The organism is Novosphingobium piscinae, assembly GCF_014230355.1.
GTDB lineage: Bacteria > Pseudomonadota > Alphaproteobacteria > Sphingomonadales > Sphingomonadaceae > Novosphingobium > Novosphingobium piscinae.
On record NZ_JACLAX010000001.1, the window covers coordinates 399,430 to 426,319 of the forward strand.

Genomic DNA, 26,890 nt, shown 5'->3' on the forward strand with positions numbered 1-26,890 from the left:
CGGACGCTCTGGTGGCAGAATGACGAATGGTTGCCCGAGGCCCGTCCCGCTTAGGATCGATCGATCGACGGTCCACGGAGGTAGCAGGATGAAGCATCGAGCACTCGCAGGTTTGGTCCTGGCGGTCGCGATATCGGCCCCCGCGCTGGCACAGGCGGACCGGACCCATTTCCAGCGGCTTCCCGCCGCAGCTGCAGGCGCGGTCCCCGCAACCCCCGCCCCGCCCTTCAGTTCAGCGGTGCTGGTTGGCGACACACTCTATATCTCCGGCGCGACAGACGTCGATCCGGCAACGGGCAAGCCGCCGGCTGATCCCAAGGCCGGAGCCAAGCTCCTGCTCGATGGCCTCAAGCGCACAGTCGAGCGTGCGGGCATGACCATGGACGATCTGGTGTGGGTGCAGGTGTTCGCCACCAACCTTGCCAACTATGCTGCCTTCAACGAGGTCTATCGACCCTACTTTGCCGGACCGCTGCCGGCCCGCGCTTTCATCGGCGCTGGCAGTCTGCTCAACAATTCGAACTTCGAGATCATGGGCATCGCTCAACGGCGCCGGCGAAACTAGAACGCGCGATGAGGCCTCGCCGGTCACCGGTGGTGCATCCAGACCAAATGGTCCATAGATGGCTGTGAATGACCGTGGGGCTGTGAGACCTTAGAGTGCCGATGGACCTCCACTTCGAGTGCACCCAATGCGGCCAGTGCTGTCACGGGTTGAGGCTGACGTTGAGTGTCGACGAGGCGATCGCATGGGCCGATAATGGTCACTGCGTTGAGGTCTTGACTGAGGCCTTGCCCTATCACCCCGACGACCATGGCGAGACCGCGCAGGCTGGATACGACCGCAGTCGCTCTTTTCCGGCAGTCAGCGGGGAAATGCCGCTCCGGATCGCCGCGGTCCTGGTCGCATTCCACGAAGGCGCTTGCCCGCATCTGCGACCTGACATGCGTTGCGGCAACTATGCGGCCCGCCCTCGGATCTGCAGGATCTATCCGCTCGAAAGTCGGCCGTTCATGAACGTGTCGCCCGAACGAAGGCTTTGCCCGCCCGAAGCCTGGGCGCCGAGCAACCCCTGCCTCATGCGAGGCGATCACATCGCAGACCCGGCCTTGGCCGAAATCGTCGCTGACCACAGGCGCACGTTGATGGACGACGTACCGGTGGTGGCATCAGCCTGTGCAGCGCTGAACATCTCGACGGCCGCATTCGCGAACGAGGGTTTCGCGGTGCATCAGCCCGATGGGCGATACCTATCAGCAGAGCTCAAGCGCGCCAAAAGCGCTCAGAGCGGTGGACCAACGCCGCAGCCGTGGACCGTCGTGACGAACCGCGAAAGCACGAGGTCATTGCTGGTAGAGGCGGGCTGCATCGCGTCAACCACTCGCCGCGGCCCAAGCTATCTCGGGTCGTTTGCGGATGACGTTTGAGCTGTCCGCGAAGTAGGCTCCCGGGGGGCGGATAGAAGTCAGGCGACCTTGGCGCTGGCTGCTAGCCTTGCTTGAGGCGCGCGATGAGCGAATCGTCCAGCTGCCTGATCCGGACATTCCGGAACATCACTTCCGCTGCCTCGAATTCGAGAGCGATCCGGCCCCCGGTCAACGGCCTGACCTCGTCCGCAGCGCCATGACTGTTGATCATCGAGAACACGGTCAGGACGATCCGGCCATTGACGAGGTGTGCCGCTTGGTCGCCGATCGCATAGAGATCCAGCGTGTTCCACCCGGTCAGGTTCTCGTAGTTCCCGGAATGACGGAACCATTGCCGGGCTATGCCGCCAGCAACCTGTGGCTGGTCATAGGTCGTGGGCAAGGCCGGTATCCAGTTGGGCCACAGCGGCGTCCCGCCAAGCAGAGGTCCCGGAAGTCCCCTGGTATTGACCATGATTGCGTCGCCGACGTCACCCTCTTCAACCTGGAACTCGACACAATCGGGGAAAAGGCGGTCCCGCTCCGGACCCATGTGATACAGGATACCGCTGTTCCGTCGTTGGAGACTGCGCGGCGAGTAACGTTCCTCGCCCCACTTGAAGTCTAGCCTCAAGTGATAGTTGCTCCACTCCTTGGTGGTCGCAATGTGCCCCATGGTAGATTTCTGTGCGCGGTCAAAGCGGGGGCCGAGGAAGTGCAGAATGCCCTGCTCAATCGAAACGACGCGATGCACGTCGCGGTCGCCGACCTTGTCGTGGTAGAATGTCCACCCCTCAAGGTCCCGACCGTTGAACAGCGACTGCCACTCCCCAGCAGAGCGACCTGGCGGCTCGGCAAGGAGGCGAAGCGGCAGCATGCTCGACATGCCTGCCAACCCAAAAGCCTTCATGGCTGAGCGTCTGTCGAGCATGTCCTCTCCATTATTAGAACGGATATTCTACATAATTTGTTCAAGCATGTCGAGCGCTCCGCCAAACCAAACCCGTTCCTCTGGAGTACACAAGGGCCCCCGTGTGTCGGTTCACTTCGAGCGCCGAAGCGCCCCAATGAGGGGGACTGGCCAAATCCCACCATCAGAGAGCCAAGTTCGACAACCGTGCCGCGCTTGACCAACGCCCCCAGCCTGTGCGCCGAGCAGCCGGTGATGGCGGCGATGACTGTACTCGCTGCCCCGTGAAAGGGATGCTCGCCGGATTGGTCCAGCACCAGGCGAACAGCACGCTCAGGAACATCTGGTGCTGACCAGTCCATCGTCTTGCCCGTCCTGGACCAGAGCACTCCGAAGTCAGGGCATCCCGCCATGCCGGTGCGGTTCAAGTCGGTGATTCAGGCGCACCACCTTGAGGGTCCCGCATCGGCGCCGATCCGCGCGCCACGCAGTGGCTGACGGCGGGCTCGCACCCACTTCCGGCCGCGAGCGCGGCTAGTGTGCGGTCTCAGAACTGGTATCGGTTCCGCCGCGACCGGCCTTGTTTGTCACGGCGTTCGATCAGCTTTCGGGAGGCGGCGCCAGGCGCTTGACGTCAGCTGTGGTGATCGGTGTGGAGTAGGCATTACCGAAATGGGTCCGCACATAGTTGGCAACATCGGCCGTCTGCTCCGCCGTCAGCAGTTCGGCGAAGGCTGGCATGCCGGCGCGGCCACGCAGGATGCGGGTGAGGACATAGTCCGGATCGCCTAGCCGCGGATTGGCGGCCAAAGCGGGGGCGGCACCCGGGCCGGTGCCGCCTTGGGCCTCAGCCATGTGGCAGGCCTGGCAGATCTCGCGATAGGTCTGCTCCCCGCTCGTGGTGGCGGCACCCGGGCTACCGTTGCTGGTGGTGTCGCCCAGCGACTGGGCGGCGGCGGCCCCGGCCGTGGCCAGCAACACAAAAGCCAGCGCGCGCCTCACGCTGCCAGGGCTCGCTGGTGCAGCCGCGTGATGGCGTCGATCGCAGACAGCAGGGAAGCCTCCATCCACGCCCCGATGTAGGAGCAGTGCTCCCCTGCCAGGACAATGCGGCCATCGACCGAAACCAGGTTCTGGTAGTGCTCGCGGCGCAGGTCCTCGCTCCAGGTCGAGGCGCAGGACGTGATCCATGGCAACTTGGTCCAGGCAACCGCCACGCCATTGGAAAACTCCTGGCGGTACTGCTTGTGGAACACGGATCCCTGCTTGAGGGCAGTTTCGATCCGCTGGGCCGGAGTCATCGCGGCAAAGGTGTAGGCGTTGGCGCCACCAGCATAGGCGCCCAGCAGAACGGCCGGGCCTGGCTTGAAGAAACCGGTGCTGGGGTAACCCACCTCGCCAATCGGTTGGGTGGTGAAGCTGTGACCGCCAAAGATGGCCTCGTCCTGTTCCCAGAAGCGGCGCTTCATCTCCAGGCCGACCTTGCACGATGAATGATAGGGCAGGCTCTTGATCGCCGCCTGCTTGGGCGCGGAGACCTGCACCTCGATCTGGCTGAGCAGCGGCAGCGGGATGGTGCAGACGCAGTAGCTGGCCTTGGCAACACTGGCCTTGCCGGTCACCGTATCCACGTAATCCACCGTGACCCCGGCATCGTCCTGGGCAATCTTGGTGACCCGCGCGTTCAGACGGATCAAGCCGGCCAGCTTGCGGGCGAAGGCTTTGCCGATCATGTCGACCCCGCCCACCGGCTGGAACATGGTCTGCTGCATGGTCCGGCTGAAGAAGCCGCTGACCGTGCCCCAGACCCTGGGATCGAGCGTATCGGACAGGCTGGCGATCTGGGACGGGGTCGGGGCGCCGTTGACCCCGCCTCCCGGCGGCCGGTCGTAGCCCCGCTGCGCCGAGGTTTGCAGGCTGGTGGTATAGGCCATGTTCTTGTCAAGCAGGCCCCACCCGCGCATGGCTTCGAGCAACCGTGCCTTGTCCTCGGCCGTCACGGTATCGTCGAGGGCTCCCTTGTTGACAGCCTTGGCGAGCAGTTCGGCAACGTGGCCCTTGTAGTCCACGCCCACCTCGGCGATGCGTTGCGGCACTCCGCCATAGGCCTTGTCGCTGTGGATGTAGCCGTTGAGGTTGATCTGGACGAAGGGCTCAAGCGCAACGCCAAGCTCGGAGCAGTAATGCAGCAGGGCCTGATGATGGAACGGAATGCGCCAGGGTCCGGGATTCAGGTAGTTGCCGGGGGCAAACTGGACCTTCTGGACCGTTCCGTCGGTTTCCTTGATCACATCCCCGCCGCGCACGGTGTAGTTGCGACCGCCCGGGCGATCCTGGAACTCCAGGATCTGCACCTTGTATCCCGCCTTCTGCAGCTCAAGCGCCGCAACCATGCCGGCCAGACCCGAACCGAGCACCACAACCGACGCTCCGGGACGCGCACCCGACAGTTTCGGCGGCCCGGCGAACTGGGTCGGCGCCGCGTGCCCAAGGGCTGTCATGGCCTGGTACAGGGCGACGGCTCCGCCAGCCTTGCCAATAGCGGTCAACAGCTCACGCCGGCTCGGCTGCTCAAACTCGATCATGGTAACGTCCCCTGGGAGCTTAGTTGCCCAAGACAGCGGTGAGAGAGACCATGGGGTTTGACCATGCCGCATTTTGCGTATTCAGCGGCAGGCTGCCCATCAGGGAGGGGATCTGATCCCTCGATCAAGGGCGGCACGCTCACCACCCCATCCCGGCCAGTCGGCGAGATCCTGAGCAGCAGCCCCGTGCCGTTGACAGGTCAGTCCTGGGCAGATGTCGGCAGGGCCCTGGCGGTCTCAGACGCAGTGCTGCTCGCACAGGTCGCACAGCGCGTGGATCGTGCCGCGCACGATCGGATCGCTCAGGCTGTAGAACCGGGTCTGGGCCTCGCCGCGGATCGAGACCACGCCCTCGTCGCGCAGCAGGGCCAGATGCTGAGACACCGCGGATTGGGACAGGCCGGTGAGCCCGACCAGCTCGGTCACCGAGACCTCGCCCTCATCCATGCGGCACAGCATCAGCAGCCGCTCGGGGTGGCTCATCAACCTGAGGCGGCCGGCCATGCGGGTGGCGTTGACCTTCAGTTCGGCAAGATCGGTAGGCTTCATGGCTGGATATCCGTCAACGTTCGGCCATCATCGCGCAGCACGACATAGATCGCCGGGATCACCAATACGGTAAGCAGGGTCGATGAGGCCAGTCCGAACAGCAGCGAGATGGCCAGCCCCTGGAAAATCGGATCGGTGAGGATCACCGCAGCGCCGATCATCGCTGCCACGGCCGTCAGCACGATCGGCTTGAAGCGGATCATCCCGGCCTCCAGCAGGGTCTCGCGCAGGCTCTTCTCGGCGCAGCGGGTGTGGCGGATGAAGTCGACCAGCAGGATCGAGTTGCGCACGATGATGCCGGCCAGCGCGATGAACCCGATCATCGAGGTGGCGGTGAAAGGCGCGCGGAACAACAGGTGGCCCAACACGATCCCCACGAGGGTGAGCGGCACCGGGGTGAGGATCACCAGCGGCAGGGTGAAGCTGCGGAACTGGCCGACCACCAGCACATAGATCCCGAGCAGCGCGACCATGAAGGCCCCGCCCATGTCGCGGAAGGTCACCCAGGTGATCTCCCATTCGCCATCCCACAAGACCGATGCCCTGCTTTCGTCATCGGGCTGGCCATGGAGGATCACCGCCGGTTTCTCCAGCCCGTGTGCCGTCCAGTCGAACCTCTCAATAGCGGCGTCGACCGCCAGCATGCCGTAGATCGGCGCTTCGTAGCGGCCGGCCAGCTCGGCGCTCACCATGGTGGCACCGCGTCCGTCGCGCCGGAAGATCGCCGGGGCGCCCGGGGTGATCGACGCGGAGACCAGTGCTCCCAGCGGGATCAAAGTGCCTCCCGGCGTGGCCGCAACGGGCGTCGCCGCGAGCGCCGCGGACCACCTGCGCTGCGACTGGTCGAGCGCCACTTCGATCGGCAACGGATCACGCTCGCCCTCGCGCGGAGCATAGCCGACCACCTGGGTGCCGAGCAGTGCACCGATCGAATCGAACAGCTGCCTTTCCGAAAGGCCGTAATGGTCGAGCTTCGCCCGGTCCGGGATCAGCCGCAACGTGGGCCTGGGCTGGCCGAAGCTGGTATCGACGTCGACAATGTAGGGGATCGAACGGAAAATCGCTTCGAGCTGGGTGGCGGTCTTCTGCCGGGTCATCTCGTCCGGGCCATAGATCTCGGCCAGCAGGGTGGCGAGGACCGGCGGCCCAGGCGGGGTCTCGACCACCTTGAGCGATCCGCCCGCAGGCAGCGACACCGCTCTCAGCCGGTCGCGCAGGGCGACGGCGATCTCGTGGCTCGATCGCGAGCGGTCCTCCTTGGGCAATAAGGCGACCATCAGGTCGCCCATCTCGGGCTGGCTCCTCAGGAAGTAGTGGCGCACGAGCCCGTTGAAATTGAACGGGGCGGAGGTGCCGGCATAGGCCTCCATCGACACCACCTCGGGCACTGTGCGCGCCAACGCGGCGGCCTGTTCGAGCACGCGGCCGGTGGTCTCGAGGCTGGTGCCTTCGGGCAGGTCGGCGACAAGCTGGACCTCGCTCTTGTTGTCGAACGGCAGCAGCTTCACCGTCACCGCCTTGAAGTAGAACATCGAGCAGGCCACCAGCGTGGCCACACCCACGCCGATCAGGAAGCGTCTGGCGCTTTGCCGGGTGGCGATCACCCGGGCGGCATAACGGCGATAGAACGCCCCCAGCTTGCCGCCGTGGGCGTCCTCGTGGCCATCGGCCAGGGCCTCGCGGGCGAAGCGGACCATCAGCCAGGGGGCGATGATCACCGCGACGAAGAACGAGAAGATCATCGCCGCCGAGGCGTTGATCGGGATCGGCGCCATGTAGGGCCCCATCAGCCCGGAAACGAACAGCATCGGCAGCAGCGCCGCGACCACGGTCAGGGTGGCAATCACCGTGGGATTGCCGACCTCCGCGACCGCATCCACCGCCGCGTCGATCCGGCTGCGACCGTCTCGCATGGCCCAGTGACGGGCGATGTTCTCGATCATGACAATCGCATCGTCGACCAGGATGCCGATCGAGAAGATCAGCGCGAACAGGCTGACCCGGTTGATGGTGAAGCCCATCACGTTCGCGGCGAACATCGTCAGCATGATCGTGGTCGGAATGACGATCGCGGTTACCCCCGCCTCACGCCAGCCGATCGCGAAGCCGATCAGCAGCACGATCGAAACCGTCGCCAGCGCGAGGTGGAAGATCAGCTCGTTGGCCTTCTCGTTCGCGCTCGCCCCATAATTGCGGGTCACGGCCACATCGACCCCGGCCGGGATCAGCGTGCCCTTCAGCCGATCGAGCCGCTGCACCACGGCAGCAGACACGGTCACGGCGTTGGCGCCGGCGCGCTTGGCCACGGCAAGACTGACCGCCGGGGCCATCGACCACTGTCCCCGGCCGTCCCTGGCCCAGCGCCAGGCGCGCGCCTGATCCTGGGTCGGAGACTGCTCGACCCGCGCGACGTCGGCGAGCAGGACCGGCGCGCCGGTTGCCGACCGCACGGTCAGGGCGGCCAGCTCCCGCGCATCCTTGAGCGTCTGCCCGGCAACCACCAGCGCGGCCTGTCCGCCCTCGCGCACGGTCCCGGCCGGAAAGGCGCGGTTGGCCTGGCTCACGGCCTCGATCAGATTCCCGAGCGGAACACGATAGAGCGCCAGCTTCGCCGGATCGGGCACGACGCGCAGCGCCATCCGCTGCCCGCCGGTGATGAAGGTCAGGCCCACATCGTCCACCTTGGCAATCTCGGAGCGCAGCTTGCCCGCCAGTTCGCCAAGCGCCTGGTCGTTCCATTGCCCCGCCGCGCCCGGTCTGGGCGTCAGTGTCAGCACCACGATCGGCACGTCATTGATCCCGCGCACGGTCACCTGCGGCGTGGGAATGCCCACCGGGATGCGATTGCGGTTGGCCTCGATCCTCTCGGTGATGCGGATCGCTGCATCCTCGGGGTTCGACCCCACCAGGAAGCGCGCGGTGACCATCACGCCGTTGTCCTGCGCCTGGGTGTAGACATGCTCCACCCCGTCGACGCTCTTCACGATCGTCTCCAGCGGCTTGGCCACCAGCTCCACCGCCTGCGGTGCGGAAAGCCCGGGCGCGGCCACCATGATGTCGACCATGGGAACCTTGATCTGCGGTTCCTCCTCGCGCGGGATCGTGATCGTGGCGATCAGCCCGACGATCATCGCGGCCAGCAGAAACAGCGGGGTGAGCGGCGACTGGATGGTCGCGCGGGTCAGCCGGCCCGAGATGCCGAGGTTCATCGGCCGGTGCCGATCAGCACGTCGCCCGCCGCGGCGCCGGACAGGAGTTCGATCTTGCCGGGTTCAGCCGCCGGGGCGGTCTGCACCGGGACCTGGGCGGCGCTGCCGTCTTTCGCCAGCACCAGGACATAGTCGATGCCGTAGCGCGTGGTCACGAAGCCGGCCGGGACCAGCAGCGCCTTGCGGTGCCCCGTCTCGACCCTGGCGGCGACGCGGCGGCCGATCAGCGTGCTATCGATGCCGGGCAGGTCGACATCGGCGCTGACCGTCCCGGCCTGCACCGATGGATAGACCTTGGTCACGCGGCCTTCGTTCAATCCTGCCGCGGTCACGCGCGATCCGGCGTGGACTCTGGTGGCGAGCGTTTCGGGCAAGTCGAGACGAACCACGGTGGGTCCGGCGGTGATCGTGGCAATCGCCATGCCGGGCGCAACGGGTGCCCCCGCCGGGATATCGGCGCGCAGCACGCGGCCGCTCGCCGGGGCGATCACGGCCCCCTGTCCGGCAACCGCGCCGACAGCCGCGTGCTGCGCCGTGGCCGAGGCGGCCATGGCCTCAGCCTGTTCGAGCCGGGCCTTGGCATAGACGCCGTTCTGGTAGAGGAACTTTACCCGTGCGAGTTCGGCGCGGGCCTGCGCGGCCTGGGCCCTTACGGCGGCCGACTGGTAGCCGAGCTGGCTGTCGACCACGCGGCCGATCGCCTGCCCCTGGCGGACGATGTCTCCCTCGCGAACCGTCAGCGAGGCCAGAATGCCCGGAATTCGCGCAATGACCTGGGCTTGATCCACCGTGGTGATCTCTGCGCTGACCGCTTGCCAGTCGGCCGTGTCCTGCGCGACCAAAGTCAGCCGCGGCCCGGCCGGCGCCTTCGCCTCGGTCGCCGGACCGTCGATCGACTCGCTGCACCCCGCTAGCGGCAGGGTCAGCGCGCCGATCGCAGTGAGCAGCGGTTTGGTCCCACGCATGGCCATCGATCCTCCCGATCAGCGCGTCAGCGGGCCACCGGCAGGCCGGCGGCCTGCCAGGCGTTGAACCCGCCCGCGACATGCGCGTCGACCGACGCCTGCGCGGCCTGGCACTTGTCGAGCGCCAGGCCTGAGCGCTTGCCGCCAAGACAGTTGAGGACAAGGGTCCTGTCACCGGCATCGGGCAGCCGCGAAGGCTGGAACGTCGACAGCGGCATGTTCACCGCGCCGGGAATGTGCCCGGCGGCGAACTCGTCGACCTCGCGAACATCGATAATCAGAACCTGATTCGCCGCGAGCATCGAGGCGAGGTCCGTTACGGCGATTTCGCGATGCTGGGGGCGGGTCTTGCCGAAGCCGAAAACCATGATCTGAGCCTTTCTTCGAGCGGTCCTGCGCGTAAATCAGGACGTTCTAACATTATAGCTTGCTCATATCGCACATCTCTTATATTAGTCAAGCCGGATGGAGCGGCGGCCGATGCGTTGCTCCATCCACACAGGGGAGACGCACGCCATGCCAATGCCGAAGATCATCGTCCTGGGGGCCGGGCTCGGCGGCACGATCGCCGCCTACGAGATCCGCGATGCCGTCAAGGGCAAGGCCGAGGTCATGGTGGTCAACGATCAGGACGACTACTGGTTCGTCCCCAGCAACCCTTGGGTGGCAGTTCGCTGGCGCGAGCCCGAGGCGATCAAGGTCCACCTCCCGCCGATCATGAAGCGCAAGGGCATCGGGTTTACGTCGATCGGCGCCAGGCGCGTCCACCCCGCCGAGAACCGTGTGGAGCTCAACGACGGCACTTCGCTGGCCTACGACTACCTGGTCATCGCCACCGGGCCAGAGCTGGCCTTCGACGAGATCGAGGGCCTGGGGCCCGATGGCTACACCCAGTCGGTCTGCCGCACCGATCACGCCGTTCATGCGGCCGATGCCTTCGACCGCTTTTGCCAGGCCCCCAAGCCGATCGTGATCGGCGCGGCGCAGGGCGCCTCGTGCTATGGCCCGGCCTACGAGTTCGCGCTGATCCTCGACACCGAGCTACGTCGCCGCAAGATCCGCGATCGCGTGCCGATGACCTATGTCAGCCCCGAACCCTACGTCGGCCACCTGGGCCTCGACGGGGTTGGCGATACCAAGGCCCTGCTCGAAAGCGAACTGCGCAACCGCCACATCAAGTGGATCACCAGTGCCCGGATCACCCGGGTAGAGGACGGGACGATGCACATCGAGGAGGTCGCGGAAGGCGGGACCGTGACGGCCAGCCATGCCCTGCCCTTCGGCTATTCGATGATCCTCCCCGCGTTTCGCGGCGTCTCCGCGGTCCATGGGATCGAGGGGCTGACCAACCCGCGCGGCTTCATCCTGGCTGACAAGCACCAGCGCAACCCGACCTTCCGCAACGTCTATTCGCTGGGTGTCTGTGTTGCGATCCCGCCCGTTGGCCCCACCCCGGTGCCGGTTGGCGTGCCCAAGACCGGGTTCATGATCGAATCGATGGTCACCGCGATCGCGCACAATCTCGCGCTTGAACTGGCCGGCAAGGAGCCTGAGGAAGAGGCCACCTGGAATGCGGTGTGCCTGGCCGACTTCGGCGATGGCGGCGTCGCCTTCGTGGCGCAACCCCAGATCCCGCCGCGCAACCTCAACTGGTCTTCCAGCGGCAAATGGGTGCACCTCGCGAAGATCGGGTTCGAGAAATACTTCCTCCACAAGGTCCGGCGCGGAACCAGCGAGCCCTTCTACGAGAAGCTCGCCATGCACGCGCTCGGGATCCGCAAGCTGCGTTTCAAATAAGGAGTGACTGACATGACCCTCGATTCTGCCGTGCTGCGCTTTGCCGGCGTCGTTGTCCTCGTGAGCCTTCTGCTCGCCCACTACGTCCACCCGAATTGGGTCTGGCTGACCGTGTTTGTCGGTGTGAACCTGGTCCAGACCAGCTTCACCGGATTTTGCCCCGCAGCGATGATCTTCAAGAAGCTGGGCGTGCGGACAGGCAGCGCTTTCCACTGATCTGACCGAGACCGGATATGCGCCGCCTGCACTCTACCCTGCTGAGCTTGTCCTGCGTGCTGGCCGTGACCTCGGCTCCGGCCAGCGCGCAGGAACTGGCCGTCGTCATCGCCGATGCTTTGGCTCACGCCCCCCTGCTGGAGGCAGCGCAGGCTGGCGAGGCGGCGGCGCGGGCGCGGTTCGATCGCGCCAAGGCCGAGCGCAATCCGCTGCTGCGGGTCGAGGGGTCGGTTGGCACGGGGCGCATCGACAACGGGCGGTTTTTCGGGATTGCCCCGGCAAGCGTAACCCCCCTGACCGTGCAAGCCACGACCGAAATGCCGCTCTATACGGGCGGCCGGCTCTCCGCCGCGATCGCCCAGGCCGGGAGCGGCGCCGAGATGGCGCGGTTCGGGACCGAACAGGCACGGCTTCAGACCATCGTTCAGGCCGTCAGCGGCTATGCCGAGCTGCTGACGGCCCGCAAGCTCGAGGCGCGGTTCGGCCAACTGGTGAACGAACTTGCCGAGGTCGAGCGGCAAGCGGGCCTCCGCTTCAAGGTGGGCGACATTGCCCGTTCTGACCTGGCCCAGGCGCAGGCGCGGAAGGCCGAGGCCATGGCCGGCTTGGCACAGGCGCAGGGTCGCCGACAGTCCGCCGAGGCCGCCTTTCTCCGGCTGACCGGAAAGCCGGCCGAAGAGCTGGCTCCGCTGCCCCCCATTCTCTTGACGCCGCCGACGATCGATGAGGCGCTGGACCGCGCGCGCCAGAGCAACCCCGCGCTGCGTCAGGCACGCGCCGCAACCGAAGCCGCCAAGGCCGCCGAGCGCGGCGCCAGAGCCGAAGCCAGGCCGACGGTTGGCGCCTTCGCCGAAGCCGCCCATGTCCGCGACCAGTTCTTCTCGGGCTACAAGGCCGACTCGGTCGCCGTGGGCCTGCGGGGCCGGTGGACGCTGTTCAGCGGCGGCCGGATCGCCGCACGCACCCGCGAGGCCAGCGCAGATTTGGACGCTGCACAGGCCATGGTACGACAAGCTGATCACATGCTCGAAGGGCTGGTGATCGACGCCTGGCAAAGTGTGATCACCGCGCGCCGCATGGTCGACGCCTCGCGCCTCCGTCTGGCAGCGGCCAGCGAAGCGCTGCGCGACACCCAGCTTGAGGCCAAAGTGGGAGCCAAGCCCATGCTGGCCGTGCTCGACGCCGAACGCGAAGCCATCGAAGCCGAGGCAGCGCTGGCCGAGAGCGAGGGGCGCCAGACCGTCGCAGCGTGGCAGCTCAACGCCTTGACCGGCTCGCTGCCCAACTAGGCTTTGCCCATGAAGGAACCGAACCATGCACAAGGACTGGCCCGCGTTGGCGCGCGAACTGGCCGGCGCGATCAAGGAGGTGCGGCTCGGCACGCCCGAGGTGATGACGGCCTTCTCCACCATGGCGCAGGCCGCAACCACCGGGGGGGCGCTCGACACCAGGACCAAGGAGCTGATCGCGCTGGCCATCTCCGTTGCCATTCGCTGCGATGGGTGTGTCGCTTTCCATGCCCAGGCCGCCGCCAAGCACGGTGCCACCCGCACCGAAGTGATGGAGACCATGGGTATGGCGCTCTACATGGGTGCCGGCCCAAGCCTTATGTACGCGGCCCAAGCGGTCGAGGCCTATGACCAGTTCGCAGCAGCTGCGACCGCAATCTGAGCCAGCGGGACCAAGTCCGTGCGCGTTGCGCTGCACGCGCCGAGACATGCAGACAACGACATTGCAAACACCTGATCCGGGGTTCAACGTCACCGGATAACGCGAATGGAGAGCATTGGTCATGGACGCCCTGATCCTAGCGCGGGCTCAGTTCGCTTTCACAGTGAGTTTTCACTTCCTCCTGCCAGCCTTTTCGATCGGTCTGGCCAGCTATCTCGCCGTGCTTGAAGGACTGTGGCTGCGCACCGGCCGTGGAGTCTATGCCAACCTATACCGCTATTGGCTGAAGATCTTCGCCGTGGTCTTTGCCATGGGCGTGGTTTCGGGGCTGGTTATGTCCTACGAATTCGGCACCAACTGGTCGGTCTTCAGCGACAAGGCCGGGCCGGTGATCGGACCCCTGATGGCCTATGAGGTGCTGACGGCTTTTTTCCTGGAGGCCGGGTTCCTGGGCGTGATGCTGTTCGGGATCAACAAGGTGGGCAAGGGCCTGCATTTTGTCGCCACTCTGGCCGTGGCCGTCGGAACATTCATTTCCGCGTTCTGGATCCTTTCGGTGAACAGCTGGATGCAGACGCCCGTCGGCTATGAGATTGGCGCCAATGGCCAGTTCCTCCCCGGTTCGAGCTGGACCGCGATCATCTTCAACCCCAGCTTCCCCTATCGCCTGGTCCACACGGTCATTGCCGCCTACCTGACGACCGCCTTCGCTGTTGGCGCAGTCGGGGCATGGCACCTGCTCAAGGACCGCGCCAACCCCGGCGCGCGCACGATGTTCTCAATGGCGATGTGGATGGCGGCCATTGTTGCGCCGATCCAGATTGCCGCGGGCGATGCCCACGGGCTCAACACCCTGGAGCACCAGCCCGCCAAAGTCATGGCCATGGAGGGGCACTTCCAGAGCCATCCGCACGGCGCGCCGCTGATTCTGTTTGGCTGGCCCGACCAGGCCGCCCAGACGGTCCGGGGCACGATCGAGATCCCCAAGGCCTCGTCGCTGATCCTCAAGCATGATCCCGATGCAGCCCTGATGGGGCTCGACACCATCCCCGGGGCTGACCAGCCACCGGTAGCCATCGTGTTCTGGGCGTTCCGGATTATGGTTGGGCTAGGCTTTGCCATGGCAGGGTTGGGGCTGTGGACCCTGATTGCCCGGCTGCGCGGCCGGCTTTACGACAGCCCCCTGCTCCACCGTGCGGCCTTGGCCATGGGCCCGGCCGGGTTCATCGCTGTGCTGGCGGGTTGGACCGTCACCGAGGTCGGCCGCCAGCCCTTCACCGTCTATGGGCTTTTGCGAACGGCGGACAGCGCGGCGCCGCTTGCTGCACCCGCCGTGGCGGCATCGCTGGCGGCCTTCGCCGTGGTCTACTTCACGGTGTTCGGCGCAGGGTTCTGGTATGTCGTCAAGCTGATGGGCCACGCCCCGCACGCCGGCGAATCCGGGCTAGACGGCGCGCCAATCCGCACCGCCGGAATTACCCCGGCACCCGCCCTTACCGAGGGAGAGCCGGCATGATCGATCTCACGGTCATCTGGGCGCTGATCATCGGCTTTGCGATCGTGGCCTATGTCGTGATGGACGGGTTCGACCTTGGCATCGGCATCCTGTTTCCGGGATTGGACGTTGGTCCCGAGCGCGACACGGCGATGAATTCGATCGCCCCGGTGTGGGACGGCAACGAGACCTGGCTGGTGCTGGGTGGCGGCGGGCTGCTCGCGGCCTTTCCACTGGCCTATTCGATCATCCTCCCCGCGCTCTACGCGCCGATCATCGCGATGCTGCTCGCGCTGGTGCTGCGCGGTGTGGCCTTCGAATTCCGCTGGCGCGATCCACGCCACCGCGCCTTCTGGGACCGTGCGTTCCACACCGGGTCGCTGGTGGCCACCGTCGCGCAGGGCATTGCGCTGGGCGCCTTGCTCCAGGGTATTCGCGTGGAAGGCCGCGCCTATGCCGGGGGCTGGTGGGACTGGCTGACCCCGTTCTCCCTGCTCACTGGGGCCGGAATGGTGGCAGGCTACGCGCTGCTGGGATCTTGCTGGCTGGTGTGGAAGACCGAGGGCTCGCTGCAGGACAAGGCCTATGCCCGCGCGCGCGCCGCCGCCGTCCTGCTACTCGCCGCACTGGGTGCAGTCAGCATCGCGACTCTCGGGCTTGAGGCGAAGTACCACCAGCGCTGGCTGGCCTTTCCGGGTATTCTGGCAACCGCACAGGTCCCGCTGGCGACCGGGGTGGTCAGCGTGTTGTTCTTCCGCGCACTGGCCGCCCGTCGTGAAGCGCTGCCCTTCTTCCTGGCCTTGGCGCTGTTCGGGCTGGCCATCACCGGCCTGGGCATCTCGATCTGGCCCGACGTAATCCCGACCCGGGTCACCATCTGGGAAGCTGCCGCGCCGGAACGCAGCCAGTGGTTCATGCTGGTTGGGGCCGGCGTGATGGTCCCGATCATCCTGGCCTACACTGGATGGGCCTATTGGGTGTTCCGCGGCAAGGTCGGCCATGAGGGTTATCATTGATGGCAGCCCCGCGGCTCAAGCAATGGCTGTGGTTTGTTGGGCTGTGGGCTGGCAGCGTAACCGCGCTGGGGATCGTTGCCGGTGCGTTGCGCGCGGTGCTCAGGTAACCGTAAGCCAAGGCTGGCGATCAGTTCATCGCGATTGAGACCCGATGCTGCCGACAGGTTTCGGTGTGAGCTGACCTTCAATTCCTTGCGGCAGACTGTCCTGAACCGGGCGATCGCTTCCCGGATCCGGTATTCCAAGCGTTCCAGTCCCAGCCAGCCCCGTCGCAGCGGCTCAGCGTGCCTTGTAGGCCCGCAGGAACACCGCGGTTCCATGGCTGACCCGCTGGTCCACATCGGCCTGGTCCAGGCCGCCGCGAACACCGAACTTCAGTTCCACATCGACCAGGCCCTTCCATAGCGCCATCAGGTCCTCGGCGGCGATGGCCGCATCGGCGAAGCTGATCTCACCGGCGATACGTCCTTGCTCAAGCAGCTCCGCCAATTGGATGCGCGAGAGCCCCGGACCTGAGGCGTAGAACCGGTGCGCCATCTCGGGCTGATGCGCGATCTCGAGAGGAAGCATGCGGTCCAGCGCCACGTGATGCGATGCGAACAGGAACATCAGGAGGCTGCGACCGAAGGCGTTGAGCCGGATTTCCAGCGTGCCGTTGCTCTCAGCAGGCCCGGCAGGGACGGCGCTGGCAATCTGCTCGGCCTGCTCCTTGACTACTGCCTCGAACAGCGTCTCCTTGTCGGTGAAGCGGTTGTAAACGGTGACCTTCGACACGCCGGCGCGCGCAGCGATCTGTTCGATTGTCGCTGCGTTGAAGCCCTGCTCGAGGAAGATGCCGAGGGCAGCCTCCATGATGGCGGCATGTTTGGCCGGATCGGGTGGCCGTCCCGCCCGGGCCTTGCGTGGTGCCGTGTCCGTCATGCTCTCCGCCCGGTGATGGCCCTGCCCAAAGGGTCAGGTTCGGCGCAAGTCAATAACTTTACGTTGACGTTCATTAATTAGCCCATATTTTGAACGCGAGCGTACAGCATGATTCGCCGTGCGCCAACCGTCCCAAAGGGTTTCTCCGATGAAATGGATCGCGATCCGGATGCTCACGGGCGACCGGGTGAAGTTCGCGGGTCTGGTCTTCGGCGTCGTATTCTCGACGCTGCTGATCACACAGCAGCTTACCATCTTCGTGAACTTGCTGCTGCGCGGCGCGGCCGCGGTGCATGAGGTGCCCAGTGCCGACATCTGGGTGATGGATCCTGCCGGACGCACGCCGGATGTCACTGTTCCCCTTCCCGCCACCAGCTTGCAACGGGTGCGCGGCGTCGCTGGCGTGGCATGGGCTGCCCCGCTGATGCGGGCGGGTGCGAGCGTGCGGACGCCGGACGGCGCGCTCGAGCCGGTAACGGTGGTGGGCGTAGACGATGCGACGCTGACCGGCCTGCCGCGCACGGTCCAGCTGGGCCGTCGCGCGGCCCTGCGCGAGCCGGATGCGGTATTCATCGACGCGATGGGCGCCCGCCGGCTGTTCGGGACCGAACGGGGCGCGCTTGACCAGCGGCTCGAGCTCAACGACCGGCGTGCCGTGGTGCGCGGGATCGTCGACTCCGAGCCGACCTTCACCAACAGCGTGATGCTCTACACCCGGTATGCCAACGCGCTGGAGTTCCTGCCCGGTTCGCGCAACCGCCTCTCGTTCATCCTCGTGCAGGCCCAGGCAGGCGCGAACCCCTTCGCGGTGGCCCGGCAGATCACCGCGGCGACGGGGCTGCGGGCGCGCGTGGCCGGGGATTTTGCGCAGGACGGGATCGACTACATCATCGACAACACCGGAATTCCGATCAACTTCGGCATTACCGTCGCGCTCGGGGTGATTGTGGGGATCGCCATTGTCGGGCTGACCTTCAGCCTGTTCATCCGGGACAACATCCGCCAGTTCGGCGCGCTCAAGGCGATTGGCGTGACCAACGGGACGATCCGCCAGATGGTCGCCGCGCAGTCCGCGCTGGTCGCCTTGATCGGCTATGGGCTCGGCCTGGCCCTGGCGATCGGCTTTCTCGAGCTGGGCCGGATCTATTCTGACGCCTTCAAGGGCTTCTATACCCCCTGGCAGATCCCGCTGATCGCCGCGGTCATGGTCGCCTGCATGATCCTGCTAACCGGCCTCATCGCGCTGCGGCAGGTGCTCCGGACCGAACCCGCGGAGGTGTTCCGATGAGCCCGCAGCTTGCTGTCCGGGTCTCGGGCGTCACCAAGGACTTCGCGTTCGGGGAGGAGCGGCTGCGGGTGCTGCACGGCATTGACGTGTCAGTCCGCGCCGGTGAGCTGACTTACCTGGTAGGGGAATCCGGATCGGGCAAGACCACCCTGATCTCGATCATGGCTGGAATCCTGTTCCCCAGCGCCGGGGCGGTCGAGGTCTTCGGCACCGATCTCTACACGCTGAGTGACCGCGATCTGGTGCGCTTCCGCCTTGCGACGATCGGGTTCATTTTCCAGCAGTACAACCTCATCCCTTCGCTCACCGCGGCGGAGAACGCCGCGGTCCCGCTGATCGCAGCCGGAACCCCGCGCGAAGTCGCGGTGGCGCAGGCCCGTGAGCTGCTTCACCGGCTCAACATCGGGACCCAATGCGACAAGCTGCCGCGCCAGCTCTCCGGCGGGCAGCAGCAGCGGGTCGCTATCGGTCGTGCGCTGATCCACGCCCCCCGCCTGGTGGTCTGCGACGAGCCGACCGCCGCGCTCGATGCCGGCTCCGGCCGGCGGGTGATGGACCTGCTGCGCGACGTGGCGCTGGCCGCCGATCGCGCGGTCATCGTGGTCACGCACGATAACCGCATCTTCGATCTCGCTGACCGGATCCTCGCGATGGAGGACGGCCGCATCACCCACGATGGCAAGCATATGCCCAAGGATCACTGAACCATGGCCAAACTCAGCATCTCCCGCCAGGTCCTGCCAGCCCTGGCGATCGCTTGTATCGTCTCCTCCGCCGCGATCATCGCCGAGACCCAGCCCGATCGCGAGGCCGGCCCCGTGACAGAGCGGCCGCCGCAGGCCCCGGTCGACCAGCGCAACGGCAGCGTGGCAGGGGCCGGGCTGGTCGAGCCAGCCAGCGAGCTGATCGCGATCAGTCCAGCCGTGCCTGGCGTGGTGGAGCGGGTCCATGTTGCGGTGGGCGATCGGGTTGTCGCCGGACAGCCGCTGTTCACCGTCGATAGCCGCGATGCCAGGGCCGCCGTGGCCGAGGCGGCCGCGCGCCTGGCGCGGCTAGAGCGGACCGCCGCGGTGGCCACGAGTGTGGCGGCGACGGCGCGGGAAAGGCTGGCGCTCTACCGCGAGGCCGGAGATCCCCGGGTCTTGGCCCGCCAGGACGTGATCGATCGTGAGGGTGCGGTGCGCGAGGCCGCCGCCCGGCTCGCCGTGGCCCGGGCCGAGGTGGCGGAGGCCCGCGCCCAGCTGGCGACAGCGCAGACCGGTCTGGCCCGTCTGACGGTGCGCGCGCCCCGTGCGGCGGAGGTGCTGCAGGTGCGGACCAGGGCGGGGCAGTATGCTCCTGCGCCGGGCGGTGGCACGGCGGCGGACGCGCTGATGACGCTTGGCGAGACCCGGCCATTGCACGTGCGGGTCGACATCGACGAGACCGAGATCGGCCGCACCGCGATCGGCCAACCGGCCACCATCTACGCGCGGGGGGCGCCATCCCGGCGGATCACTGCCCGGTTCGTCCGCGCGGAACCCCTGGTGGTACCCAAGCGATCGCTCACCAATGCTGCGGGCGAGCGGGTCGATATCCGCGTGCTCCAGCTGGTCTATGCCCTCCCGGAGCACGGCCATGGTCTGTTCGTTGGCCAGCAGGTGGATGCCTTCGTCCCTGCCCGAGCAAGCCAGGTTCCGGTCAGCGGAGCCGCACGATGAGGCGGCGAAGCTGCGCCCCCGCCCTGCTCCTCGTCGCGTTCACAACCGGCTGCGCGCCGGCGATCCGGCCGCCCGAGGCAGCCAGCGTCGTGCTACCCGACCGCTTCGCCTTGCAGCCAGCCGGCTCGACCCGAGCGGCCACGACGGCGATCGCCGCGCTTCTGCCGGACCACGACCAGGGCTTTCGCGCGCTGCTGGCCCGCGCTCTGGCCGAAGCGCCCGATCTGGCCGTCGCGGCCGCGCGGATCGACGCTGCCCGCGCGGGTCTACGGGAAGCCGGGGCTGCGCTCCTGCCTCAGGTGGACGCAAGTGGCCAGGCGGCACAGCAGCGGATCAGCGCTGCACAGTTTGGCGGTCTGCCGGGGTCGATCCGGATCGATCCCACCCAGGGGCGGTTCAGCACGTCGGTCGATGCGCGCTGGGATCCGGATCTGTTCGGTCGGCTGCGCGTGGCACGCCGCGCCAGTGCCGCGCGGCTCGATGCGGCCAATGCCGATGCCGCGGCGGTTCGCCTGGCGCTGATCACCGATCTGGCCAGCGCGGTGACCGATCTGCGAACGATCGACCGGCGCAGCGCGCTGCTGACGGACGACCTCGCGGAGGCGGCGTCATTCTCGGCCTTGACCCGCCAGCGGGCGCACGCCGGGTTGGCCGCGGAGGCCGACCTTGTTCCCGCCCTTGCGCTTGAGGAACATGTGCGCAGCCGGCTTGCCGGGCTCGCCGCGGAGCGAGCGGGCGTGCTCGGCCGCCTCGTAACCCTGACCGGTCTGCCAGCCACGACGGTGCTTGCGGACCTGGCAAAGGACGACCGCGATGCCGCCTTCGCGCCGCCGCTCGCTCAACCGCTCGCGATATCGACAGCGGCATTGTTGGAACGGCCCGATGTCCGTGCAGCCGAGCGGCGCCTGGCCGCCGCCGATGCCGAGATCGCGGCCATCGCCGCTGAGCGCTATCCGCGTTTCGACCTCACCGCCGGGCTTGGCCTGATCGCCCTGGCGCTTGGCGACCTGTTCACAGAGCAGGCCGTCATCGGCTCGGTGGGCGCCAGCCTGTCGGCTCCCTTGCTCGACTTCGGGCGGATCGGGGCCCGTCTGCGCCAGCGGGAAGCCGCCGGTGCCGAAGCCTTTGCCACTTACCGCAAGACGGTGTTCGTGGCGCTGGGCGAGACCGAGGCCGCATTGGGAAGTCTTGCCGCTGCCGCCAGGAGCGCCTCCGCCCTGAACCGGCAAGCGGCCCTGGACCGTGACAGCGCGGATCTGGCCGAGGCCCGATACCGGCAGGGCTTGATCGGCTTTCTGGATGTGATCAAGGCCAGGCGAGCCAGCCTGACCTCGCGGGAGCTTGCCCTGGTTGGCGATGCCGACGTGCAGCGCCGCCGGATTGCGCTTTATCGTGCCGCGGGCGGGACATCGACGGTCCCTGCCCGGTCGGCGAGTTTGCGTTAGCCAGCTGGCCGCAGCGCGAATGGTCTGGTTGGGCTGCCGTGTCGGCCATTGGAACGGCGATCCAAGGAGGATGATCCGACACCATTCTCTGGACCACCCCGGGTTAGAGCTTCCCGGCCAGGGTCACGGTGACGGGCTGGGTGCGTCACCGGGATTCATCAGCGTGATCGGGGGTTTGTTGCCGATGGCACCGTGCGGCCGATCTTCGTTGTAGCAGCTGCGTCATCCCTCAACTCTTCGCGGGCATCCGCAAGCGCCAGGAACCAGTGTTCAGCCCTGCGGCGCAAAGTCGGCGTGATCGACGTCAATTGTTGGTGCCGAGCATCTGCCAAGCCTGCCGACGGGTCGTGGTCGCCTTTACCCGGTACTGATTGGCCAGATACTCGGCCGCGATCCGCAACCGCGGATCCTGATCGAGATCGGCGCGGGTCAGCAGGATCACCTCGGGGGACGGGATCAGGAAATCGAGGTCGAGCGGTACCAGGCGGTGAGTGATCGCGTCATGCAGGCCGGTCTCGGTGAACATGCAGGCCATGCCGTGACCGGCGGAAACCTCGCCGAGGATCTCCAGGTAGTTGTCGGTCTCGAGACAGCACCGCAGCCCGCCCAGCCCGCAGCGGGCCAGCATCCGGTCCACCATGGCCCGCAGCGGATGGCCGGGTGACAGCTTCATGATCGGCACTGGCAGCAGATCGGCCGGAGTCAGCCGCTTGCGCTGGGCCAGCGGGTGCGATTCCGCGATGAAGATCGACAGCGGCTCATCGATGATGACCTGCTGCTCCAAGCCCGGCGCGGCGATGCCGGTAGCGGCATCGTCCATGCACAGCACTGCCAGATCGAGCAGACCGTCCGCCACCAGCTCGGCCAGGCCGACATCCGACGATTCCACCACGATGTCCCGTTCGGGAAAGCGTTTGCGCAGGTCCGAGACCGGACCGACGAGATGGCGCGAGACGAACGGAATGATGCCGATCCGCCAGGGCCGCTGCCGCCCGGGCGGCGCCAGCTCCTGCTCCAGCAGTTCGACCGACTTCAGGATCTCGCGCGCGCGCTCGGCCGCGATCTGACCCGATGGGGTCAGCGCCGGGCAGCCGCCCTGCTGGCGCTCGAACAGGTCGGTCCGCAGCCGCGCCTCCAGCATGCGGACATGTTCGCTGACCGACACCGGCGACATCCCGAGATGACCCGAGGCGCGGCGGAAGCTGCCATGGCGCACGACGGCCAAAAAGACCTCAAGCTGGCGCAGCGTGATGTGTGCACTCATCGGCTCGCAGATCCTCTGGCGGTGCAACCGGTCGCACTCTGGTGTTAGGGATTATCCTAACACCTTGTCGGATGAATCGCAATTCTTTGGCGGCTTGTCCCATCCTACACAATCGCTCGATCGGCCCCGCCAGTTCGTACGTGTTGCACACAAAGAACCGAGCAAGGGCCACGAGAGGATGATGACATGGCTCACGCCGCCGCCTTGCCGGCCGGACAGACTGGGAAAACCGTGCTGCCGCAACCGGCGCTCGATCGCCCGCGCCCCGCACCCGCCGGGCTGGTGACCTCGGAGCAGGGCTGATGAGGCCGTACCACATCCCCGGCGCGCCGGAGGCCCGGCCATGAGCTTGGGCACCCCCGACATCATCGTCGCCGGAGGCGGATCGGCCGGCTGCGCACTGGCGGCGCGGCTGGCGGAAGGCGGGCTGCGCACCCTGCTGGTCGAAGCCGGCGAATCCGACCTCGACCTGCGCTGCATGGTCCCCGCCCTGACCGTCGCGGTGGTCAACAACCCGGCCTATGACCGGGGCATCATGACCGAGCCCGACGAGACGATCGGCGGCCGGAGCGACTACTGGCCGGCGGCGCATCGGCTCGGCGGCGGCAGCGCGATCAATGGCATGATCTACGTGCGCGGCCATCGTCAGGACTATGACAACTGGGCCCGGATGGGCGCGACCGGCTGGTCCTTCGACGAGGTCCTGCCCTACTTCCGGCGGCTCGAGACCAACAGCCGCGGGGGCGACGCCTGGCGCGGGGACAGCGGTCCGATCGGCGTGTCCGACAATCTCGTCTCCTACCCGATCATCGATCAGTTCATCGCGGCCGCCCAGGCGGCGGGGATCCCGCGCAACCCCGATCACAACGGCGAGAACCCGGGTGAAGGCACCGACTATGCCCAGGCCAACCAGGCCGGCGGGCTGCGTGCCAGCGCGGCGCGGGGCTATCTTCGCGGGCGACTGGACGGCGCCAACCTACGGGTGCTGACCGGAATCCGGGTGGAGCGGGTGCTGATCGAGCAAGGCCGCGCGACCGGAATCGTCGTCCGGCAGGACGGGACCGAACGCACCTTGCGGGCCCGGCTTGGGATCGTGTTGAGCACCGGGTCGCTCAACACCCCGCGCCTGCTGATGCTCTCCGGCATCGGCCCCGCCGCCCATCTGCACGAGCATGGCGTCGAGTGTCTGGTCGATCGGCCGGAAGTGGGGGCCAACCTGCAGGACCATGCCGGGACGCACGTGGTCCTCGGCACCACGGTGCGCAGCATCAACAGCGACACCCGCGGGCTTGCCGCGCTGGGCCAGGGTCTCGACTTTCTGCTCCACCGGCGCGGGGTGCTGACCTCGTCGATGTGCCACGCCCAGGCCTTTGCCCGGACCGCGCCTGGCGAACCGATCCCCGACGTGCAGATTTCGATGACCGCCTTCGCCTTCGAGTTCGGCCCGGACGGACGCGCCGTCCTGCTCAAGCGACCGTCGATCACGATCACGGTCTGCCTGGCCCGTCCCGAAGGGCGCGGCCGCGTCAGCCTGCGCTCGAACCGGCCCGAGGACCCTCCGGTCGTGGCCCATCGCCTGCTAGGCACCGATCGCGATGTCGAACGCATCGCCCGCGGCATCGAGATCGCCCGCGACATCCTCGCCCGCCCGCCGATCGCGGATTCGATCGAGGTCGAACTGCGGCCGGGCGCCGAGGTGACCGGCGCGGCCCTGCGTGAGCACGTCCGCCGGGCCTCCGTACCGCTCTATCACCCGGTCGGCACCTGCCGGATGGGGTCTGACGATGGCGCCGTGGTCGATCCCGAACTGCGGCTGCGCGGGATCGACGGACTGTGGGTGGCCGACGCCTCGGTGATGCCGCGCCTGCCGATCGGCAACACCAACGCCACCGCCATGATGATCGGCGAAAAGGCCGCCGACCTTATCCTCAAGCAGGTCGGAAGAAATCAATAAGGCATTGTAATTTATATTTTTTCGTAAAACAAAGGCAAGGGGAGAATGTCATGATCATGTCTTGGAGCAAGTCGATCCGCTGGAGCCTGACGCTCACGACCGCGCTGTGTGCCCTGCCCGGCTGCGCCCAGGCCCAGGCCCAAACGCCAGCCCAGGCGCCGGCTGCATCCGATGACAGCCAGCCGGAGGCGATCGACGAAATCATCGTCACCGCCCAGTTCCGCAGCCAGTCGCTGCAGAATGCCCCGCTGGCGATTTCGGCGATCAAAGGGGAGACCCTGGCGGCACGCGGGCAGACCACCATCACCGACGTTGGCCGGACCGCGCCGAACGTCAACCTCCAGCCGGCCACCGGACTCAACGGCAGCGCCGTGGCCGCCTTCATCCGCGGCATCGGCCAGTCGGATTCGAGCTTCGCGCTCGAACCGGGCGTGGGGATCTACATCGACGATGTCTACTACGGCACCACCTATGGCGCAGTGATGGACCTGACCGACCTCGACCGGGTCGAGGTCCTGCGCGGTCCGCAGGGCACCCTCGCCGGCAAGAACTCGCTGGGCGGCGCGATCAAGCTGTTCTCGGCCAAGCCCGATGAGAACGGTGGCGGCTTCGTCGAGGGCACCTACGGCCGGTTCAACCGGGTGGATCTGCGCGCCAGCGCGGGCTTCACCATCCAGGACGGCATCTACCTGCGCCTCTCGGGCGTCTCGAAGCATACCGACGGCTACATGACCCTGCTCGACTATGGCTGCGTCAATCCGACCGGGGGGATCCCCCGCACCGGCGGCAGCAACGACTGCAAGCTCGGCACCGAGGGCGGAATCGACGTCAAGGCCCTGCGTGCGGCGCTGCGCATTGCCCCGGCCGGATCGCCGCTCGAGATCAACGTGATCGCCGATTTCGCTGACGACCGCTCGGAACAGGTCGCGACCAAGCTGGTCTTCGCCGACAATCCCAGGACGCGCAGCTACGTGGCCGGCAATGCGGCCGGGGGCATTCCCTTCGACAGCCGGTTCCTGACCTGCAGGACCTGCTACACCTCCTATGCCAACTACCAGAGCGGCGGGAACTACACCTCGGGCTTCCCGCCGGTCGCGCCGTTCACGCTGTTCCCCAACCTGCAGCAGGCTCCAGGGGGGTTCTCGACCCGGCCGATCAGCCACGTGCAGAGCTGGGGCGTGTCGGGCACCATCGACTACCAGCTCGGCGAGAACCTGAGCCTCAAGTCGATCAGCTCGTACCGCTCGGCCAAGGGCACCAGCGGCATTGATCTCGACGGATCGCCCCTGGCAATCCTCCTGCAGGAGTTCGGCTACAGTCACCGCCAGTTCACCCAGGAGCTGCGCCTGTCGGGCCGGATCGGGACCCTGGTCGATTTCACGCTGGGCGGGTTCTACTATGACGCCCGCGACCTGCTGACCGGACGCGCCCAGATCCCCGACGTCGCGTTTGACTTCCTCAACAACGACCCGGTCAAGAACGTCAGCAAGTCGGCCTTCGCCCATGTCGAGGTGCACGCCACCGACCGCCTCAACCTGATTGGCGGGCTGCGCTACACCCGGGACGACAAGACCTACACCTTCGGCCGGCGCAATGCCGACGGCACGGCGATCACCCCGGCGCGGTTCCCGACCAATATCCTGCTGCTCGGCCTCGACGGCGCCAGTTCGACCTTCACGGGCGACCGCTTCGACTATCGCCTTGGCGCACAGTACCGCTGGAACGACGCGCTGATGACCTACGCCCAGGTCTCCACCGGGTTCAAGGGCGGCGGCATCAATCCCCGGCCCTACTTCGCCAGCCAGGTCGTGTCCTTCGCGCCGGAAACGCTGCGAACCTATGAAGTGGGCTTCAAGTCCGACCTGTTCGATCGCGTCCTGCGCCTGAACGGTGCGCTGTTCTACAACGAATACAACAATATGCAGCTTTCGCTGCAGGTCTGTCCGGCGCTGGCCAACCCCTTCCCCTGCGCTGCTATCGCCAATGCCGGCAATGCCCACGTCAAGGGCGTGGAACTCGAGGGTACGCTGCGGCCGGTCGATGGCCTGACCATCGAGGGCTCGGTCGGCTATCTCGATTTTGGCTACACCTCGGTCAATGCCAACACCGGGATCACCCGGACCATGGTGGCGCCCTTCACCAGCGAGTGGCAGGCCTCGGCCTCGATCGCTTATGACGCCAGGCTCGGCGGCGGCGGAACGCTCACCCCGCGGCTGGACTGGGCCTACCAGTCGAGCTTCTACTACAATGCCGTCAACACCCCGCTCGATCTGGTTGCCGGGCGCGGCCTGCTGAACGCCCGCCTGACCTACCAGGATCCGCAGAAGCAGTGGTCGGTCGCGCTCGGGGTCACCAACCTGACCAACCGGTTCTACTACAACGGGACCAGCTTCAACGCGACCTATGGGGTGGCGAGCGGCGCGGTCGGACGGCCGCGCGAGTGGTCGGTCACGGTGCGCCGCAACTTCTGATCCGCCTGTCCCGTCGTCTCCCCCCCC

24 protein-coding genes and 1 pseudogene are annotated in these 26,890 nt (G+C 66.8%); 15 read left to right on the plus strand and 10 right to left on the minus strand.

Features of this window, described 5'->3' with window-relative positions; genetic code table 11:
* Positions 1-88: 88 nt before the first annotated feature.
* Entirely contained in the window at positions 89-565 is a 477-nt protein-coding gene (locus H7F53_RS01655; RefSeq protein ID WP_185677716.1) for a RidA family protein, read from the plus strand.
* A 101-nt stretch (positions 566-666) separates the two neighbouring features.
* Positions 667-1,428 (plus strand): YkgJ family cysteine cluster protein, encoded by a 762-nt coding sequence (locus H7F53_RS01660; protein ID WP_221773508.1) that lies wholly within the window; start codon positions 667-669, stop codon positions 1,426-1,428.
* Between the two features lie 61 nt (positions 1,429-1,489).
* Here H7F53_RS01660 and H7F53_RS01665 read toward each other — a convergent pair whose 3' ends face one another.
* The 7 genes from H7F53_RS01665 to H7F53_RS01695 form a co-directional block, all read right to left on the minus strand.
* A complete protein-coding gene (locus tag H7F53_RS01665) occupies positions 1,490-2,338 on the minus strand; it encodes a 3-keto-disaccharide hydrolase (protein WP_185677718.1) in 849 nt (282 codons plus the stop codon).
* Between the two features lie 579 nt (positions 2,339-2,917).
* Positions 2,918-3,319 (minus strand): c-type cytochrome, encoded by a 402-nt coding sequence (locus H7F53_RS17600; protein ID WP_185677719.1) that lies wholly within the window; start codon positions 3,317-3,319, stop codon positions 2,918-2,920.
* Complete coding sequence (locus tag H7F53_RS01675; protein WP_185677720.1) at positions 3,316-4,902, minus strand: flavin monoamine oxidase family protein; 1,587 nt, start codon at positions 4,900-4,902, stop codon at positions 3,316-3,318. Before H7F53_RS01675 ends, H7F53_RS17600 begins: the two co-directional genes overlap by 4 nt.
* A gap of 237 nt (positions 4,903-5,139) precedes the next feature.
* A complete protein-coding gene (locus H7F53_RS01680) occupies positions 5,140-5,451 on the minus strand; it encodes an ArsR/SmtB family transcription factor (protein ID WP_185677721.1) in 312 nt (103 codons plus the stop codon).
* Positions 5,448-8,660, minus strand: a complete 3,213-nt coding sequence (locus H7F53_RS01685; protein WP_185677722.1) for an efflux RND transporter permease subunit — start codon at positions 8,658-8,660, stop codon at positions 5,448-5,450. Before H7F53_RS01685 ends, H7F53_RS01680 begins: the two co-directional genes overlap by 4 nt.
* On the minus strand, positions 8,657-9,625 hold the full coding sequence (locus tag H7F53_RS01690) for an efflux RND transporter periplasmic adaptor subunit (protein ID WP_343061851.1): 969 nt from the start codon (positions 9,623-9,625) through the stop codon (positions 8,657-8,659). Before H7F53_RS01690 ends, H7F53_RS01685 begins: the two co-directional genes overlap by 4 nt.
* Before the next feature lie 26 nt (positions 9,626-9,651).
* Entirely contained in the window at positions 9,652-9,993 is a 342-nt protein-coding gene (locus H7F53_RS01695) for a rhodanese-like domain-containing protein (RefSeq protein WP_185677724.1), read from the minus strand.
* 154 nt (positions 9,994-10,147) lie between these two features.
* Between H7F53_RS01695 and H7F53_RS01700 the strand changes: the two genes are divergently transcribed.
* From H7F53_RS01700 to H7F53_RS01730, 7 genes are all read left to right on the plus strand, one after another.
* Complete coding sequence (locus tag H7F53_RS01700) at positions 10,148-11,422, plus strand: NAD(P)/FAD-dependent oxidoreductase (protein ID WP_484549415.1); 1,275 nt, start codon at positions 10,148-10,150, stop codon at positions 11,420-11,422.
* 12 nt (positions 11,423-11,434) lie between these two features.
* Complete coding sequence (locus tag H7F53_RS01705; RefSeq protein ID WP_185677726.1) at positions 11,435-11,638, plus strand: YgaP family membrane protein; 204 nt, start codon at positions 11,435-11,437, stop codon at positions 11,636-11,638.
* A 17-nt stretch (positions 11,639-11,655) separates the two neighbouring features.
* On the plus strand, positions 11,656-12,927 hold the full coding sequence (locus tag H7F53_RS01710) for a TolC family protein (protein WP_185677727.1): 1,272 nt from the start codon (positions 11,656-11,658) through the stop codon (positions 12,925-12,927).
* A gap of 25 nt (positions 12,928-12,952) precedes the next feature.
* Positions 12,953-13,309, plus strand: a complete 357-nt coding sequence (locus H7F53_RS01715) for a carboxymuconolactone decarboxylase family protein (RefSeq protein ID WP_185677728.1) — start codon at positions 12,953-12,955, stop codon at positions 13,307-13,309.
* A gap of 121 nt (positions 13,310-13,430) precedes the next feature.
* Entirely contained in the window at positions 13,431-14,825 is a 1,395-nt protein-coding gene (locus H7F53_RS01720) for a cytochrome ubiquinol oxidase subunit I (protein WP_185677729.1), read from the plus strand.
* A complete protein-coding gene (cydB, locus tag H7F53_RS01725) occupies positions 14,822-15,820 on the plus strand; it encodes a cytochrome d ubiquinol oxidase subunit II (protein ID WP_185677730.1) in 999 nt (332 codons plus the stop codon). The genes H7F53_RS01720 and cydB overlap by 4 nt, the downstream gene beginning before the upstream one ends.
* A complete protein-coding gene (locus tag H7F53_RS01730; RefSeq protein ID WP_185677731.1) occupies positions 15,820-15,927 on the plus strand; it encodes a DUF2474 family protein in 108 nt (35 codons plus the stop codon). The genes cydB and H7F53_RS01730 overlap by 1 nt, the downstream gene beginning before the upstream one ends.
* Before the next feature lie 172 nt (positions 15,928-16,099).
* Here H7F53_RS01730 and H7F53_RS01735 read toward each other — a convergent pair whose 3' ends face one another.
* Positions 16,100-16,741, minus strand: coding sequence for a TetR/AcrR family transcriptional regulator (locus H7F53_RS01735; RefSeq protein WP_185677732.1), 642 nt, complete (start codon positions 16,739-16,741; stop codon positions 16,100-16,102).
* 148 nt (positions 16,742-16,889) lie between these two features.
* Here H7F53_RS01735 and H7F53_RS01740 point away from each other — a divergent pair, with 148 nt between their 5' ends.
* The 4 genes from H7F53_RS01740 (at position 16,890) to H7F53_RS01755 (ending at position 21,174) form a co-directional block, all read left to right on the plus strand.
* Complete coding sequence (locus H7F53_RS01740; protein WP_185677733.1) at positions 16,890-18,029, plus strand: ABC transporter permease; 1,140 nt, start codon at positions 16,890-16,892, stop codon at positions 18,027-18,029.
* Positions 18,026-18,733, plus strand: coding sequence for an ABC transporter ATP-binding protein (locus H7F53_RS01745; protein WP_185677734.1), 708 nt, complete (start codon positions 18,026-18,028; stop codon positions 18,731-18,733). Before H7F53_RS01740 ends, H7F53_RS01745 begins: the two co-directional genes overlap by 4 nt.
* A gap of 3 nt (positions 18,734-18,736) precedes the next feature.
* Positions 18,737-19,729, plus strand: coding sequence for an HlyD family secretion protein (locus tag H7F53_RS01750; RefSeq protein ID WP_185677735.1), 993 nt, complete (start codon positions 18,737-18,739; stop codon positions 19,727-19,729).
* 110 nt (positions 19,730-19,839) lie between these two features.
* Positions 19,840-21,174, plus strand: coding sequence for an efflux transporter outer membrane subunit (locus tag H7F53_RS01755; RefSeq protein ID WP_185677736.1), 1,335 nt, complete (start codon positions 19,840-19,842; stop codon positions 21,172-21,174).
* Between the two features lie 123 nt (positions 21,175-21,297).
* Here the strand turns inward: H7F53_RS01755 and H7F53_RS01760 are convergent.
* Both H7F53_RS01760 and H7F53_RS01765 read right to left on the minus strand, forming a co-directional pair.
* Positions 21,298-21,446 (minus strand): annotated as a pseudogene (locus H7F53_RS01760) (integrase core domain-containing protein); the annotation flags it as partial.
* A gap of 32 nt (positions 21,447-21,478) precedes the next feature.
* Positions 21,479-22,438 carry a LysR family transcriptional regulator gene (locus H7F53_RS01765; protein ID WP_185677737.1) on the minus strand — a complete coding sequence of 320 codons (960 nt, stop codon included), beginning with the start codon at positions 22,436-22,438 and terminating at the stop codon, positions 21,479-21,481.
* Between the two features lie 349 nt (positions 22,439-22,787).
* Between H7F53_RS01765 and H7F53_RS01770 the strand changes: the two genes are divergently transcribed.
* Together H7F53_RS01770 and H7F53_RS01775 are read left to right on the plus strand one after the other, a co-directional pair.
* Positions 22,788-24,392 (plus strand): GMC family oxidoreductase, encoded by a 1,605-nt coding sequence (locus H7F53_RS01770; RefSeq protein ID WP_185677822.1) that lies wholly within the window; start codon positions 22,788-22,790, stop codon positions 24,390-24,392.
* Positions 24,393-24,442: 50 nt separating this feature from the next.
* Complete coding sequence (locus H7F53_RS01775; RefSeq protein WP_246438395.1) at positions 24,443-26,863, plus strand: TonB-dependent receptor; 2,421 nt, start codon at positions 24,443-24,445, stop codon at positions 26,861-26,863.
* Positions 26,864-26,890: the final 27 nt, after the last annotated feature.

Bases quoted from the DNA above. Each gene is read 5' to 3' on its own strand.
- H7F53_RS01695 (WP_185677724.1), bottom strand. From the start codon at position 9,993: ATGGTTTTCGGCTTCGGCAAGACCCGCCCCCAGCATCGCGAAATCGCC.
- H7F53_RS01735 (WP_185677732.1), bottom strand. From the start codon at position 16,741: ATGACGGACACGGCACCACGCAAGGCCCGGGCGGGACGGCCACCCGAT.
- H7F53_RS01750 (WP_185677735.1), top strand. From the start codon at position 18,737: ATGGCCAAACTCAGCATCTCCCGCCAGGTCCTGCCAGCCCTGGCGATC.
- H7F53_RS01775 (WP_246438395.1), top strand. From the start codon at position 24,443: ATGATCATGTCTTGGAGCAAGTCGATCCGCTGGAGCCTGACGCTCACG.
- cydB (WP_185677730.1), top strand. From the start codon at position 14,822: ATGATCGATCTCACGGTCATCTGGGCGCTGATCATCGGCTTTGCGATC.
- H7F53_RS01680 (WP_185677721.1), bottom strand. From the start codon at position 5,451: ATGAAGCCTACCGATCTTGCCGAACTGAAGGTCAACGCCACCCGCATG.
- H7F53_RS01655 (WP_185677716.1), top strand. From the start codon at position 89: ATGAAGCATCGAGCACTCGCAGGTTTGGTCCTGGCGGTCGCGATATCG.
- H7F53_RS01745 (WP_185677734.1), top strand. From the start codon at position 18,026: ATGAGCCCGCAGCTTGCTGTCCGGGTCTCGGGCGTCACCAAGGACTTC.
- H7F53_RS01660 (WP_221773508.1), top strand. From the start codon at position 667: ATGGACCTCCACTTCGAGTGCACCCAATGCGGCCAGTGCTGTCACGGG.
- H7F53_RS01710 (WP_185677727.1), top strand. From the start codon at position 11,656: ATGCGCCGCCTGCACTCTACCCTGCTGAGCTTGTCCTGCGTGCTGGCC.
- H7F53_RS01675 (WP_185677720.1), bottom strand. From the start codon at position 4,902: ATGATCGAGTTTGAGCAGCCGAGCCGGCGTGAGCTGTTGACCGCTATT.
- H7F53_RS01685 (WP_185677722.1), bottom strand. From the start codon at position 8,660: ATGAACCTCGGCATCTCGGGCCGGCTGACCCGCGCGACCATCCAGTCG.
- H7F53_RS01740 (WP_185677733.1), top strand. From the start codon at position 16,890: ATGAAATGGATCGCGATCCGGATGCTCACGGGCGACCGGGTGAAGTTC.
- H7F53_RS01700 (WP_484549415.1), top strand. From the start codon at position 10,148: ATGCCGAAGATCATCGTCCTGGGGGCCGGGCTCGGCGGCACGATCGCC.
- H7F53_RS01715 (WP_185677728.1), top strand. From the start codon at position 12,953: ATGCACAAGGACTGGCCCGCGTTGGCGCGCGAACTGGCCGGCGCGATC.
- H7F53_RS01720 (WP_185677729.1), top strand. From the start codon at position 13,431: ATGGACGCCCTGATCCTAGCGCGGGCTCAGTTCGCTTTCACAGTGAGT.
- H7F53_RS01705 (WP_185677726.1), top strand. From the start codon at position 11,435: ATGACCCTCGATTCTGCCGTGCTGCGCTTTGCCGGCGTCGTTGTCCTC.
- H7F53_RS01665 (WP_185677718.1), bottom strand. From the start codon at position 2,338: ATGCTCGACAGACGCTCAGCCATGAAGGCTTTTGGGTTGGCAGGCATG.
- H7F53_RS01690 (WP_343061851.1), bottom strand. From the start codon at position 9,625: ATGCGTGGGACCAAACCGCTGCTCACTGCGATCGGCGCGCTGACCCTG.
- H7F53_RS01730 (WP_185677731.1), top strand. From the start codon at position 15,820: ATGGCAGCCCCGCGGCTCAAGCAATGGCTGTGGTTTGTTGGGCTGTGG.
- H7F53_RS01765 (WP_185677737.1), bottom strand. From the start codon at position 22,438: ATGAGTGCACACATCACGCTGCGCCAGCTTGAGGTCTTTTTGGCCGTC.